Source organism: Neobacillus cucumis (assembly GCF_023715505.1).
Map to the genome: position 1 here is coordinate 114705 of NZ_JAMBOH010000012.1, position 13210 is coordinate 127914.

A 13210-nucleotide genomic window follows, 5' to 3' on the forward strand; every position below is an offset into this window, starting at 1 on the left:
AGTGAATTTGCTCTTTTTGACAGCTGAAAAACTATTTTAAAAAACTTAAAATTTACTTGTTGACATACATGTATATACAAGTTAAAATGAAACCGTAAACAAAACTTGTATATACAAGCAACGATGGATTTTGAAATCGTACTCATTGCCTGATTTATATGGGTTTAATCTTAATAGAAAGAAAATGGTCATTAAACCATTCATTAGGGGGAAAGACACATGACGAAGTATACAGATCCTTCGAAAGAACTACTGCAACACATCGGCGGTAAAGAAAATATTGCAGCCGTAACCCACTGTGTTACCAGAATGCGTTTTGTTTTAAACGATCCTAGTAAAGCAAACGTCAAAGAAATTGAATCCATCAAGCTTGTTAAAGGTACATTTACCCAAGCTGGACAATTCCAGGTTATCATCGGGAACGAGGTACCCAGCTTTTATAATGAATTTGTAAAAATTGCTGGCGTTGACGGCACTTCGAAAGAAGAAGCAAAAATAGCAGCCAAGCAAAATCAGAACTGGATCCAGCGGATGATGGGACATCTTGCTGAAATTTTCACTCCATTAATTCCTGCCTTAGTAGTCGGTGGTTTAATCCTTGGTTTCCGAAATATTATCGGTGACATTAAACTAGTTGATAACGGAACAAAGACCATTATTGAAGTATCTCAGTTCTGGGCAGGTGTTCACTCGTTCCTGTGGTTGATTGGCGAAGCTATATTCCATTTCCTTCCAGTCGGAATCACCTGGTCGGTTGCTAAGAAAATGGGCGCGTCTCAAATTCTTGGTATTGTTCTTGGTATTACCCTAGTATCACCGCAATTATTAAATGCTTACGCGGTTGCAGGTGCTAAGGAAATTCCAACTTGGGATTTTGGTTTTGCAAAAATTGAAATGATTGGTTATCAAGCACAAGTTATTCCTGCTATTTTAGCTGGATTAGTATTAGGATTCTTTGAAACAAGATTACGTAAAATCGTGCCAAACTCAGTCTCTATGATTGTTGTACCGTTCTTTGCCTTAGTTCCAACTGTATTAATTGCACACACAATCTTAGGTCCTATCGGCTGGAAAATTGGCGCTGGTATCTCTCACGTTGTTTATTCTAGCTTAACTTCATCATTTGGCTGGATGTTTGCGGCAGTATTTGGATTCGCTTACGCTCCACTTGTTATCACTGGTTTACACCATATGACAAACGCGATTGACCTTCAATTAGTAAGCCAGTTTGGCGGCACAAATCTATGGCCTATGATCGCTTTATCAAATATCGCTCAAGGTTCAGCCGTTCTTGCGATGATCTTTATCAACCGTAAAAACGAAGAAGAAAAGCAAGTTTCAATTCCAGCAACAATCTCTTGTTATCTAGGTGTAACAGAGCCTGCGATGTTTGGTATTAACTTAAAATATGGCTTCCCATTCTTAGCTGCGATGATTGGTTCGATGATTGCAGGTGTTGTTTCCGTTGCAAGTGGTGTAATGGCTAACTCCATCGGTGTCGGAGGTCTTCCTGGTATTCTTTCTATCCAGGCAAAACATATGGCAATGTTTGCGGTATGTATGGTGATTGCGATTGTAGTTCCATTCATCTTAACTACAATTTTCTCAAAAACAGGCTTGAATAAGACTAGATTAAGCAAATAATTAGCACTCCATCTAGGAGGGAGACCATCTCCCTCCTTTTCGATATTAGATTAATCAATAAATTAGGTAGGTGTATGTTCATGTCAACAGCATGGTGGAAAAAAGCGGTCGTTTATCAAATCTATCCAAAAAGCTTTAATGATACAACAGGAAACGGTACTGGAGATATCCAGGGAATTATCAATAAATTAGATTATTTAAAAAAACTAGGTGTGGATGTACTGTGGCTGACACCAATTTACAAGTCTCCGCAGCGTGATAATGGTTATGATATCAGTGATTACTACTCCATTCATGAAGAATACGGTACGATGGAAGATTTTGATTTACTCCTTGAGGAAGCCCATAAACGTGATATCAAAATCATTATGGACATTGTCATAAATCATACATCGACGGAGCATGAATGGTTTAAACAAGCCAAGTCTTCAAAAGATAATCCGTACAGAGACTTCTATATCTGGAAAGATGGCAAAAACGGCGAACCCCCTACCAACTGGGAATCCAAATTTGGCGGATCTGCGTGGGAATATGATGAGACAACCGAACAATACTACCTTCATTTGTTCGATGTCACTCAAGCGGACTTAAACTGGGAAAATGAAAAATTACGTTCAGCCCTATATGAGATGATGCACTTTTGGTTAAAGAAAGGCGTTGACGGCTTCCGTTTGGATGTCATCAATTTAATTTCTAAAGATCAGCACTTCCCTCAAGATGACAGCGATGGACGAAAATTTTATACAGATGGTCCAAGAATCCATGAGTTTTTACATGAAATAAATCAACAAGTGTTTTCAAAATACGATATTATGACCGTTGGCGAAATGTCCTCGACTTCGATTGATAATTGTATTCGTTATACGAACCCAGACCAGGAAGAATTAAATATGACCTTTAGTTTCCATCACCTAAAAGTCGATTACCCAAATGGCGACAAATGGACAAAAGCAGATTTTGATTTTCAAGCTTTGAAAGATATCCTATCCAACTGGCAAATTGAAATGAATGAAGGCGGCGGATGGAATGCCCTCTTCTGGTGTAACCATGACCAGCCCCGTGTTGTATCGCGGTTTGGAGATGACAAGGAGTATCACAACGAATCTGCAAAGATGCTGGCTACAACCCTTCACATGATGCAGGGCACGCCATATATTTATCAAGGCGAAGAATTTGGGATGACCAATCCAAACTTCAATGCAATTGATGAATATCGTGATGTCGAGTCATTAAATATGTTTCAAATTTTGAAAAATAGAGGCTTTGAAGAACAAGAAATCCTAGATATCCTAAAGCAAAAATCGCGTGATAATTCCAGAACTCCGGTTCAATGGAATGATAGTGAGAATGCTGGGTTTACCACTGGTACACCATGGATTAACACTGCGGCAAATTATAAGGAGATCAATGCTGAGAAGGCAGTCGAGGAATCGAATTCCATCTTCTATCACTATCAAAAGCTGATTAAATTACGCAAAGATTTTGATGTCATTACAGATGGAGATTTCGAATTAATTTTAGAGCAAGACCCAGAAATCTTTGCTTTTATTAGAAACAGCGGATCCGAAAAATTACTGGTTATTAATAATTTTTATGGCAGAGAACAGAGATTGACCCTCCCTTCTCAATTAAGTCTTGATGACAATCATTGTGAAATGTTAATCTCTAACTATAAGGACTCTCCTGCACAGCCTAACAGGGAAATAGTGCTGCGTCCTTACGAGTCTATCGTTTACCACCTGAAATAATGATCGGAGATGTCGTAATGACAAACAAGTACTTAACCATCTATAATAGCATTGTTGAGCAAATCAAAAATGGGGAACTAGCTCCTCAAACACTGCTTCCCTCTGAAAACGAGTTAAAAGACCAATACGACACCTCAAGGGAAACAATCAGAAAAGCATTAAACTTGCTCTCACAAAATGGCTATATACAAAAGGTTAGAGGAAAAGGTTCCATTGTTATCGACATCAGTAAATTTGATTTTCCCGTCAGCGGATTGGTAAGCTTTAAGGAACTCGCCAGTAAAATGGGCAGGAAACCAAATACCATTGTGAATGAGTTAGAATTAATTAAGCCCGATGGCTTCATCCGTCAGCAGCTGCAGTTGGGAAGCAAAGACCTTGTTTGGAAGGTAGTCCGGACGAGGGAAATGGGCGGAGAAAAAATTATTTTAGATAAAGATTATTTAATCGAGAGCTTCGTCCCTTCCTTAACGGAAGAAATTTGTGCTGATTCCATTTATGAGTACATTGAAAACCAATTGAATTTGACAATCAGCTTTGCAAAAAAGGAAATAGTCGTAGTGGAACCAACCCCTGAAGACCGTTTACTGCTCGATCTCGAAGGTTTTTATAATGTGGTTGTAATCAAGAACTATGTTTATTTAGATGATGCCACACTGTTTCAGTATACAGAATCAAGGCACCGTCCCGATAAATTCCGTTTTGTTGATTTTGCAAGAAGATAATTACGTTAGGAGACCTTTCGAATAAGAGGTCTCCTTTATTGGAGTTCTCCCTTTTTTACATATTAAGAACCCAAAGTTGAACTATGAATGGACAGAATGAATAATTCTTCGTACTAGTTAACTTTTGTAATCCTATCTTGCTATTGCTACAATAAATGTAATAAAAACTTGAGGTGAAAAATAATGTGCGGCCGTTTCACATTAACAGCAACGATTGAAGAGATCATCGATCGTTTTGATATCCAATCCTTCCTTAACGAGGAGTTGTTTGCTCCAAGTTATAATATTGCCCCCTCCCAGTTAGTTCTGGCTGTCATCAATGATGGATCGTCAAACCGGATGGGCTTTTTAAAATGGGGCCTTATCCCTCCTTGGGCGAATGATCCTTCGATTGGCAATAAAATGATTAATGCTAGAGCGGAAACGCTTACCGAGAAACCGAGTTTCCGTAATGCTTTTAAGAAAAAACGCTGTTTAGTGATCGCGGACAGTTTTTATGAATGGAAACGGCATAGTGATAAAACGAAGACACCAATGCGGATTACATTAAAGTCCAATGAATTATTTGCCATGGCTGGGCTCTGGGAAGGTTATATGGCACCTGACGGAAAAGTACTCTATTCCTGTTCTGTCATTACAACGGGGCCCAATGGATTAATGAAAGACATTCATGATCGGATGCCGGTCATTTTAAATCGGCAAGATGAACCTACCTGGCTCAACCCAGACATTACCGATCCAAATAGCTTGAAACCTCTGCTGATTCCATTCGATGAAAATTTAATGGACACATATGAGGTTTCGTCCTTAGTGAATTCGCCTAAGAATAACTCAATTGAGCTTATCCAAAAAATTTGTTAAGACCTATTTTTTGAAAATTTTTTTAAAATGGACATGTTCACTACATGCACGTACAAGCACCAACATATGATGTACTAACCCATAAAAGTTTTCCTTCTTTCGAAAGTGGCAGACCCACTTTCTTTTTTTTTTGATTTAACGGGAATGTTCTTATACCTCCCTTATTCGAATATATTTAAAGATACAGTAATGGGTTTCCTTAGGGAAGGAGGAACAGTCGTGTTTTTTATCCCGACAAATGTCAATATCACAAACGTGAAGATTAATAGTCCGGATCACACAAGTGCCGTTAATTTAGGTCCGACTTTTCTCAAAGGGATCAATGTCTATGGAAAAAAAACGCAAGGATTCGGTCAGCAATTAGCCGATGATACCCTTACCGTTGTTCCAATCCATATTGTTTGGGATGATGATGTAGTAGATTCACCTAATATCAAACAGAACTTTCTATAATCTTATAAGTTATAGACTTTGTTAAAGATTATTTTTGATTTTAAGCATGTTGATGGATACGCCTGAAACGGAAATCAACACTCATGTTTAACACAGCTGGTTATAAAAATTTCTAGGAGGGATACACGTGAATATTGCCCCTATGGCCATCAATTTTTTAGGCTTTAAAGTGAATACAGTCGATAATACCTCATTTATTAACCTTGGCCCCAATCAATTCATAGACCAGTTTATGTCTTATAAAAGAAACCAAGGGGTTGGCGAACAAAATGGTGATTTGTCACCTGTGAACATTCCAATATCATATGTCGTGGATCCTGATTTAACGGACAGCAATACTACGAAAAACAGTGTTGTGTAAAAAGGAGGGATACCGTTGATTTTTGCACCAATGAGCGTCAATCTAGGTGACTTGAAAGTCAATGTATTGGACCATGGCTCCATCTTAAACATGGGACCGAACCAAATGACAGATGTGTTTATTTCCTACAAACGGAATCAAGGATATGGTGAGCAAAATGGTGATATTGCCCCGATGCTAATTCCGATCTCCTTTTTACTGGATAATGATGTAAGTGACAGCCCAACGGTGAAGAATAGTATTATTTAATAATAACTCGGCCCATTCCCTTTTCCTAACCGGAAGGGGGTTTTTTCTATGCATCCACTTAAATGGAATAATAATAGAAATAATTTACTTCTTTTTTAAAGCCTATTTTTTCATAGAGTCTTTGGGCGTTGTAGTTATCGTTAGCAGTTTCTAAAAAGAGCCCCTTTGCTCCTGTCTCTTTTGCAAATTCAATCGCTTTTTTTAATAGGTTCTCACCAACGCCCTTTCCGCGTGCTTCTTTTTTTACATATAAATCATTTAAAATCCATGAACGCTTCATGCTTACACTTGAAAACGATGGATATAGTTGAACAAACCCCAACGGTTTTTCTCCATCCAATGCAATAAAGGCAAATGATTCATTCTTGCTGATTCTTTCTTTTAAAAATTGTTTTGCCCCCTCTAAATCTGATTCTTGCTTGTAAAACGTCCTGTATAAATCAAATAACTCTGTTAATGGATCAAGTTCAGTTAAGCTGGCTTTTTGGATAAACATATTGGTCCTCCTTGTGTTATCTCTAAAATAATTATAGCAATTTTTCCCACCTAGTAGATTTTTATTTTAGCAGGAAGGATTATGCCATGTAAATGAAGAATATTTTTTTGAAAGCCATCTTTGTGAGGTGTTACAGTTGTGGGAATTAAACAGTACAATCTAAGAGAATCAAAGTTTCTTGAGAAGGTAATACCATATGATGACCGACTTGCACCTCTATTCATTCGCAATACCTTGTATTCGCTTATTCCTGAGGAGACAAAGCACATTTATGTAGTGGGGATCGGTTCAAATTTAATAAGTGGTGACAGCCTTGGTCCCTTTGTTGGAACATTGCTCCGAAACACTTTTCCTGATCATTTAACGGTATTAGGAAACCTGGAGTGCCCAATGGATGCAACCACCATCATTCCGGAAATGTCACGTCACTCCTTTCCAAAAAACAGTTTTGTCATTTCGATTGATAGTGTGCTTGGATCGATAGATTTTGTTAACTCAATTGTTTTACGCCGTGGTCCATTGCAGCCTGGCTTAGGTCTTGGACAAAACCTGCCTCCCATTGGAGACTGTAGTGTCATGGGTGTTGTTCTCACTAATGACGCAGTCCTTGGAAGCGGTTTATTATATACCAATCTGCATCTTATTTACACGATGGCTACTAATATTGCAAAAGGGATTTCACTGGCAGTTAGGCAATTCTTTCATTATCCTTCTGACCAACCATTGTTGCTTGTTAACGGCTGTTAATGCCATTAGGGGATTTGCCATTTAGTGAAAAGTTTGGCTGGGTTCATGATTAGCTTAGTGTTTCTTGGCAGCTTAACTTGCCTAAAGGTCCCTAATACAAAAAAAGCCTTGAATGATTCCAAGGCTTTTTTTGTTTATTAGAGAATTATTAACTTTGTATGATGTGATTTATTCCATTTTCTGGTTTAAAATACTACATTAATACGATTATATACTTTTGTGTTTTGAGTTGTCATTTTATAATAAAGGCAGAAATTACATTCCACCCATTCCGCTGTGTCCATCATGTCCTGGGTATCCACCCATTCCTCCATGTCCATCATGTCCTGGGAATCCACCCATTCCTCCATGTCCATCATGTCCTGGGAATCCACCCATTCCGCTGTGTCCACCATGCCCTGGGAATCCACCCATTCCTCCATGTCCATCATGTCCTGGGAATCCACCCATTCCACTGTGTCCACTATGTCCTGGGTATCCACCCATTCCCCAATGTCCGCCATGTCCTGGGTATCCTCCACCCCAGCCGCCATGCCAGCCATGTCCTGGGTATCCTCCAAAACCACCCATGCCTGGATAGCCTGTTCCCATTCCACCAAAGCCGCCCATGCCTGGGTACCCTGTTCCCATACCGCCAAAACCACCCATGCCCGGATAGCCTGTTCCCATTCCACCAAAGCCGCCCGTGCCTGGGTACCCTGTTCCCATACCGCCAAAGCCGCCCATGCCTGGGTATCCTGTTCCCATACCGCCAAAACCGCCCATGCCTGGGAATCCTCCCATACTCATGCTGCCATAACCATCCATTCCTGGATATCCACCTGTTCCCATCATTTCGAGCATCTCTCCTTTATTTAGGTTACAGTCTAGAATATGTTTAAACAATTAAAAGGCATAGGCAGATGTCTTGGTTTTCTTAAACTAGTTGTCAAAAGGTCACTGTCAAATTAATTCATCTCTAATGCCAGTACCCTTTATTCAATTCAGTACGATACCGTCTAAGCTAAAAAGAAAAGAGCACAGAATGTGCTCTCTTCCTCGCTCTAATTTTGAATTATGAATGATCTTTCGCCTCACTGGGCTTATCTTTATCAAACCATAGTGGTTCATTATCATCCACATCGCCATTATAATTGATTAAGATCTCTTCCCCTGCTTTAATATCCTTATATGCAAAGAAATCAAAGGTGTGATTTGGAAAGTTTATTTCATATGTTGCATTGGGCTGATAGGAATGGTTAAACAACATACCATAGCCCAAAAGAATGGCGGTGTGATTTATACCATATTCAAATGCATAATCTGCCAATAACGTTTTTTCGATATGAATGTGTTCCTCATTAGGATAAGGAAGTACAGGTGCTTGATGTATCAGCTCTCCTTTTGCAATATCACAAGTCGCAAATACCCCTCTGTTCAATTCTCCATCACTTAGCTTTGATGTTTTTACCTCTATCATATTAATCACCTATTTGCTCTTTCTTAAAAAAGATTTATCATTATTAAGCTTGCCAGACTAGTGACAAGAAAGCAAATACTTTTTATACCATTTTGGTGCCTGTCACCATTTAGTAGGTTTCTAAAGTGTTAACTTTGTTTTTAAGTCTGCCTTTGTATGGTCATATTCTTGACTTCCCCAACATATTATAGAATATACGTTCGTATAGGAGGATGGCAGCATGGTTAACAACAATAAGACCTTGATAACAGGTGAAATGTTACGTAGGTATTACGAACTAAATAAACAGAAAAAAGAAATTGAGCTTGAAATGAATGAATTAAAGGATGCTTTTCAAAGTTATTTTAATCAACTAGTTGGTACCCAGCAAAAAGGCGAAATGACGGTTAGCGGGTTCAAGCTCCAAAGACAAATCCGAAAAATAGAAAAATTTCTTGAGGTGGATACCGTTAAAAGGCTAGAAGAATTGCAGATGACAGATCTCATTCAGGTAATCAGAAGGCCGGATGATTCGAAAATAAAAGCAGCTCTTGAGTTGGGATTATTAACGCATACTCACTTAGACGGCTGTGTAACAACGAGTTATACCCCTGCCATTTCAGTTAAACCCGTTACGCCTAGATAAGAGTTAAAAATATAGGTACAAAAGTGCAAGCGCCTTGAACAGCCCCGATAAGCATAAGTCGCTCAGGGAAGGAAGGCGTTCTTTGCCTTCCTTCCCTGAGTGGCTGTAGACCATCGAGGGGCTAGGCGCTGGAACTTGACGTCGATTGTCCGTTTTTTAATAGTTATTCAAAAGCGAAAATTTTATAATTTCCTTAACAACAACGAAAAAAGAGCTTGGGCGACCAAGCTCTTTTAAAAATGGTATCTATACTTTTTCACTTACCGTTATACGGTCTTCCATTCTTTTTAGAATATAGCAGGTGCCATCTTCAGCAAAGTATAAGCATGTACCTTGTGTAACATTAAAATTGACATTCTTTTTATCATAAATTAACTTCTTTACCTTAACGAATTGTTCAACTAATTCATTGTCAGGATTGTAAATAATCCCTGTATCTCCTTGTGTTGTAACAAATCCTTTTGGGTCGCGCTTCCGTTCCGGCTTCAATTCAGCAGACCAGCTAGCATTTAAAAGAACAGAACCGGCATTGAATTTCGACTTTCTGGTTTGGATGGACCAAGTTTTCCGGCAATTACAGCGGTATATTTTGAATTTCATCACCCGATTCCTTCTTCCTTTGATGATTGTAATTGTAAAATTCAAAATAAAGTCACTGTAATTATATTAATCACATGGGTAAATTATTAGTACTCCGCCCATTTTGTTAGCCAGTTAAAAGGGTGCTCCCCTCTATACCTCTATTTGTTGATTAACGTTTGCCGTTTCTTCGTCCTCTCCCCAGCCTTTGCATACATCTACCCACTCCTTAGCACCAGAGTATTCAAATAATTCTTCCTTCGTTAACTCAATGGCGGAGTTGGTGCTGCCGCATGCCGGAAAAACCGTCGTAAATCGCTGCATGGAAATATCCAGGTAGACCTCTAGGTCGTTTTTTAACCCAAACGGGCAAACGCCTCCAATTGCATGTCCTGTTTGGTCAAGCACCTCTACCGGCGACAGCATACGAGCTTTATAGCCAAAGAATTCGCGGAATTTCTTATTATCAATCTTTGCATCACCGGCCGCAACAATTAATATGGCCTTTTCCTCCGACCCACGAAAGGATAATGTTTTAGCAATTCGTGCAGGACTTACACCGATCGTTTCAGCTGCTTGGTCCACTGTTGCACTGGATGTTTCAAATTCCATTACATCCTGCTCCCGGTTCCACTGTTCTAAATGCTTCTTAACACTTTCAAATGACAAATTACTCATCCTTTCCTTAATTTTCAATATTAAAATAATAACATACTTTATCAGATTAAAGAGAATAGACAGCTTATTATGAATGTTCAAGAAAAAAATTGGGGAGTCGCAAGGACAGTAATTCTTTAGATAAGAAAAAAAGCAGAACCAAAATGGCCTGCTTTCATGCATTATTCACCGAGATCAACGTTATGATATACGCGCTGAACATCTTCTAAATCTTCTAGTACATCGATCATTTTTTCGAATTTCACTAATGCTTCACCATCAAGTGTTACCTCGTTTTGTGGAAGCATCGTTAATTCTGCTACAGTAAAATCAGTAATACCAGCTTGCTTAAAGGCTTCCTGGACAGCATGGAATTGATCTGGCTCTGCATAAACGATTACTTGCTCATCTTCTTCTAATATGTCACGTACATCCACATCTGCTTCCATTAATAGTTCAAGAACATCATCTGATGATTTTCCTTCTACACCAATGACAGCTGTTGCATCAAACATATAGGAAACAGAACCGCTGACTCCCATATTTCCACCGTTTTTTCCAAAAGCAGCGCGGACATCTGCAGCGGTACGGTTTACGTTATTGGTTAGGGCATCTACAATAACCATTGACCCGTTTGGACCAAAGCCCTCATAACGAAGTTCTGTATAGCTTTCTTCTGAACCACCCTTGGCTTTTTCAATGGCACGGTCAATAATATGTCTTGGCACATTGTAAGTTTTAGCACGCTCTAGTACAAATTTTAACGCTTGGTTGGACTCTGGATTTGGTTCACCACTCCGAGCAGCTACATAAATTTCAACACCAAATTTTGCGTAAATACGGCTTGTATTGGCATCTTTTGAAGCTTTCTTTTCTTTAATATTGTTCCATTTACGTCCCATTCTGAACACTCTCTTTCCAAATTGAATCTGCCAAAATGCTTATAATGAAAATTGCTTTTTTTTCAATATAAATAATTTTGAAGTTCATACGATTTATTCTGACTAGAATACAACATAAATTTTATGCTGTGTTCATGCACAAATAATATTATACATTAAAAGTTGCGTTTGTTAAGTATCCTGCTATGTAAAAAGCTAAAAAAGACCATTCCAACGAGTGAATGGTCTTTTGATACGTCCAGCTCTAACGCCTAGGTGCTCGGGGTCAAGCTCCTGGTCAAGACGCTTCAGCTTTTGTTCTTTAAACTAGCATTTGAAATAGTGTGCTGTCTTTATTTACTTCTCGGTGGAAGAATCCTTTTGCCTTAATGCGTTCCATTAATGGATAGTAATCTTCTTTATCCTTCAATTCAATCCCAACTAAGGCGGGTCCAGTTTCTCGATTATTCTTTTTCGTATATTCAAAATGACTGATATCATCATTTGGCCCTAACACATCAAATAAAAATTCACGCAATGCGCCGGGACGCTGTGGAAATTGGACAATAAAATAATGCTGAAGACCTTCATAAAGTTTGGATCTCTCTTTAATTTCCTGCATCCGGCCAATATCATTGTTGCCGCCGCTGACGACACAAACAACGGTTTTTCCTTTAATTTGTTCAGCATAAGAATCTAATGCTGCAATTGAAAGGGCTCCTGTAGGTTCAACAACAATCGCATTTTCGTTATAAAGGGATAAAAGCGTCGTACAAACCTTTCCTTCCGGAATAACCAGAATATCATCGACAATTTCTTTGCAGATTTCGAAAGTTTTCGTACCAACTGTTTTAACAGCGGCACCATCGACGAATGGATCAATCTGCTGCAGTGAAGTCACTTCACCCTTTAAAATTGATTCTTTCATCCCAGGTGCACCTTGAGGCTCTACCCCGATTAGTTTCGTGTGTGGTGAAAAATGTTTTAAATAAGTACCGCACCCTGCAACAAGACCCCCGCCGCCAATAGCCGCAAATAAGTAATCAATTTTTTCCGGGCAGTCGTTAAGCAATTCAACAGCCACAGTCCCTTGTCCGGCGATGACCTCGAAATCATCAAAAGGATGGATAAACGTACGGCTTTCTGCTACACTGCATTCCCGTGCTTTTTCGTAGGCATCATCGAACGTATCTCCGACTAGGATGATTTCAACACTATCTTTGCCCCAAAACTTTACTTGATTTACCTTTTGCTTCGGTGTTGTACTTGGCATGAAGATTTTACCGTTAATATTCAGCAGATGGCAAGAATAGGCTACACCCTGCGCATGATTTCCGGCACTAGCACAGATAATTCCGTTCTCTAGCTCATCTTCATTTAACTTTTTAATCCGGTTATAGGCACCGCGAATTTTAAATGATCGGACACTTTGCATATCCTCTCGTTTCAAGTAGATATGACAGCCATATCGTTCTGATAATAAGTGATTATATTGCAATGGAGTTGGTGAAATGACATCTTTAATCGTATGACTAGCAATGATGATGTCCTCCACATTAAATGCTTTTTTATCTACTTGTTGACTCATAATAATCATCCTCCTATATTAGTGCTCAATTGTTTATAGACAACAAAAAACTCGCCCCCTGGTTATAGGGACGAGTGAACTCGCGATACCACCCTACTTCCGCTAACCATTATAGGTGAGCGGCTCTCGATCAACGT

16 protein-coding genes and 1 other annotated feature (1 of these 17 running past the window's edge) are annotated in these 13210 nt (G+C 39.1%); of the genes, 9 read left to right on the plus strand and 7 right to left on the minus strand.

All coding sequences use genetic code 11. The annotated features are described in order from the left end of the window. Positions 1–219 precede the first annotated feature (219 nt). The 7 genes from treP to M3226_RS17980 all read left to right on the plus strand — a co-directional run bounded on the left by treP (position 220) and on the right by M3226_RS17980 (position 6041). Positions 220–1644, plus strand: coding sequence for a PTS system trehalose-specific EIIBC component (gene treP, locus M3226_RS17950; RefSeq protein WP_251567620.1), 1425 nt, complete (start codon positions 220–222; stop codon positions 1642–1644). Positions 1645–1724: 80 nt separating this feature from the next. Beyond that, on the plus strand, positions 1725–3392 hold the full coding sequence (gene treC, locus M3226_RS17955; protein WP_251567621.1) for an alpha,alpha-phosphotrehalase: 1668 nt from the start codon (positions 1725–1727) through the stop codon (positions 3390–3392). Positions 3393–3409: 17 nt separating this feature from the next. Then, the gene (gene treR, locus M3226_RS17960) at positions 3410–4117 is read left to right on the plus strand and encodes a trehalose operon repressor (protein WP_251567623.1); all 708 of its coding nucleotides are present in this window, start codon (positions 3410–3412) and stop codon (positions 4115–4117) included. A 183-nt stretch (positions 4118–4300) separates the two neighbouring features. Beyond that, positions 4301–4978 carry an SOS response-associated peptidase gene (locus tag M3226_RS17965; RefSeq protein WP_251567625.1) on the plus strand — a complete coding sequence of 226 codons (678 nt, stop codon included), beginning with the start codon at positions 4301–4303 and terminating at the stop codon, positions 4976–4978. 219 nt (positions 4979–5197) lie between these two features. Next, on the plus strand, positions 5198–5431 hold the full coding sequence (locus M3226_RS17970) for a hypothetical protein (RefSeq protein ID WP_251567627.1): 234 nt from the start codon (positions 5198–5200) through the stop codon (positions 5429–5431). A 142-nt stretch (positions 5432–5573) separates the two neighbouring features. Next, the gene (locus M3226_RS17975; RefSeq protein ID WP_285857905.1) at positions 5574–5792 is read left to right on the plus strand and encodes a hypothetical protein; all 219 of its coding nucleotides are present in this window, start codon (positions 5574–5576) and stop codon (positions 5790–5792) included. Positions 5793–5822: 30 nt separating this feature from the next. Beyond that, positions 5823–6041, plus strand: a complete 219-nt coding sequence (locus M3226_RS17980; RefSeq protein WP_374110632.1) for a hypothetical protein — start codon at positions 5823–5825, stop codon at positions 6039–6041. A gap of 58 nt (positions 6042–6099) precedes the next feature. On the opposite strand, the gene M3226_RS17985 is transcribed toward M3226_RS17980, so the two are convergent. After that, complete coding sequence (locus M3226_RS17985; protein ID WP_251567633.1) at positions 6100–6537, minus strand: GNAT family N-acetyltransferase; 438 nt, start codon at positions 6535–6537, stop codon at positions 6100–6102. Between the two features lie 138 nt (positions 6538–6675). On the opposite strand from M3226_RS17985, the gene yyaC reads away from it, so the two are divergent. After that, complete coding sequence (yyaC, locus tag M3226_RS17990) at positions 6676–7284, plus strand: spore protease YyaC (RefSeq protein WP_251567635.1); 609 nt, start codon at positions 6676–6678, stop codon at positions 7282–7284. Positions 7285–7539: 255 nt separating this feature from the next. On the opposite strand, the gene M3226_RS17995 is transcribed toward yyaC, so the two are convergent. Beyond that, positions 7540–8118 carry a hypothetical protein gene (locus M3226_RS17995; protein ID WP_251567637.1) on the minus strand — a complete coding sequence of 193 codons (579 nt, stop codon included), beginning with the start codon at positions 8116–8118 and terminating at the stop codon, positions 7540–7542. A 220-nt stretch (positions 8119–8338) separates the two neighbouring features. Next, the gene (locus M3226_RS18000) at positions 8339–8743 is read right to left on the minus strand and encodes an SET domain-containing protein (RefSeq protein WP_251567639.1); all 405 of its coding nucleotides are present in this window, start codon (positions 8741–8743) and stop codon (positions 8339–8341) included. A 220-nt stretch (positions 8744–8963) separates the two neighbouring features. Here M3226_RS18000 and M3226_RS18005 point away from each other — a divergent pair, with 220 nt between their 5' ends. Continuing rightward, positions 8964–9368 carry a hypothetical protein gene (locus M3226_RS18005; protein WP_251567641.1) on the plus strand — a complete coding sequence of 135 codons (405 nt, stop codon included), beginning with the start codon at positions 8964–8966 and terminating at the stop codon, positions 9366–9368. A gap of 246 nt (positions 9369–9614) precedes the next feature. Here M3226_RS18005 and M3226_RS18010 read toward each other — a convergent pair whose 3' ends face one another. The 4 genes from M3226_RS18010 to ilvA all read right to left on the minus strand — a co-directional run bounded on the left by M3226_RS18010 (position 9615) and on the right by ilvA (position 13073). After that, positions 9615–9968, minus strand: a complete 354-nt coding sequence (locus M3226_RS18010; RefSeq protein ID WP_251567643.1) for a hypothetical protein — start codon at positions 9966–9968, stop codon at positions 9615–9617. A gap of 132 nt (positions 9969–10100) precedes the next feature. Further along, positions 10101–10616: a YbaK/EbsC family protein gene (locus M3226_RS18015; RefSeq protein ID WP_251567645.1), complete on the minus strand. Its 516-nt coding sequence runs from the start codon at positions 10614–10616 to the stop codon at positions 10101–10103. A gap of 170 nt (positions 10617–10786) precedes the next feature. Then, complete coding sequence (locus M3226_RS18020) at positions 10787–11506, minus strand: YebC/PmpR family DNA-binding transcriptional regulator (protein ID WP_251567647.1); 720 nt, start codon at positions 11504–11506, stop codon at positions 10787–10789. Between the two features lie 301 nt (positions 11507–11807). Next, a complete protein-coding gene (gene ilvA, locus M3226_RS18025; RefSeq protein ID WP_251567650.1) occupies positions 11808–13073 on the minus strand; it encodes a threonine ammonia-lyase IlvA in 1266 nt (421 codons plus the stop codon). Between the two features lie 63 nt (positions 13074–13136). Then, positions 13137–13210 (minus strand) — a binding site (T-box leader) (it continues 173 nt past the right edge of the window).

Excerpts from the sequence above, each read along its gene's own strand:
- M3226_RS18020 (WP_251567647.1), bottom strand. The coding sequence starts at position 11,506 with ATGGGACGTAAATGGAACAATATTAAAGAAAAGAAAGCTTCAAAAGAT.
- M3226_RS18000 (WP_251567639.1), bottom strand. The coding sequence starts at position 8,743 with ATGATAGAGGTAAAAACATCAAAGCTAAGTGATGGAGAATTGAACAGA.
- ilvA (WP_251567650.1), bottom strand. The coding sequence starts at position 13,073 with ATGAGTCAACAAGTAGATAAAAAAGCATTTAATGTGGAGGACATCATC.
- M3226_RS18005 (WP_251567641.1), top strand. The coding sequence starts at position 8,964 with ATGGTTAACAACAATAAGACCTTGATAACAGGTGAAATGTTACGTAGG.
- treP (WP_251567620.1), top strand. The coding sequence starts at position 220 with ATGACGAAGTATACAGATCCTTCGAAAGAACTACTGCAACACATCGGC.
- M3226_RS17985 (WP_251567633.1), bottom strand. The coding sequence starts at position 6,537 with ATGTTTATCCAAAAAGCCAGCTTAACTGAACTTGATCCATTAACAGAG.
- M3226_RS17995 (WP_251567637.1), bottom strand. The coding sequence starts at position 8,118 with ATGATGGGAACAGGTGGATATCCAGGAATGGATGGTTATGGCAGCATG.
- M3226_RS17975 (WP_285857905.1), top strand. The coding sequence starts at position 5,574 with ATGGCCATCAATTTTTTAGGCTTTAAAGTGAATACAGTCGATAATACC.
- treR (WP_251567623.1), top strand. The coding sequence starts at position 3,410 with ATGACAAACAAGTACTTAACCATCTATAATAGCATTGTTGAGCAAATC.
- M3226_RS17980 (WP_374110632.1), top strand. The coding sequence starts at position 5,823 with ATGAGCGTCAATCTAGGTGACTTGAAAGTCAATGTATTGGACCATGGC.
- M3226_RS17965 (WP_251567625.1), top strand. The coding sequence starts at position 4,301 with ATGTGCGGCCGTTTCACATTAACAGCAACGATTGAAGAGATCATCGAT.
- M3226_RS18010 (WP_251567643.1), bottom strand. The coding sequence starts at position 9,968 with ATGAAATTCAAAATATACCGCTGTAATTGCCGGAAAACTTGGTCCATC.
- treC (WP_251567621.1), top strand. The coding sequence starts at position 1,725 with ATGTCAACAGCATGGTGGAAAAAAGCGGTCGTTTATCAAATCTATCCA.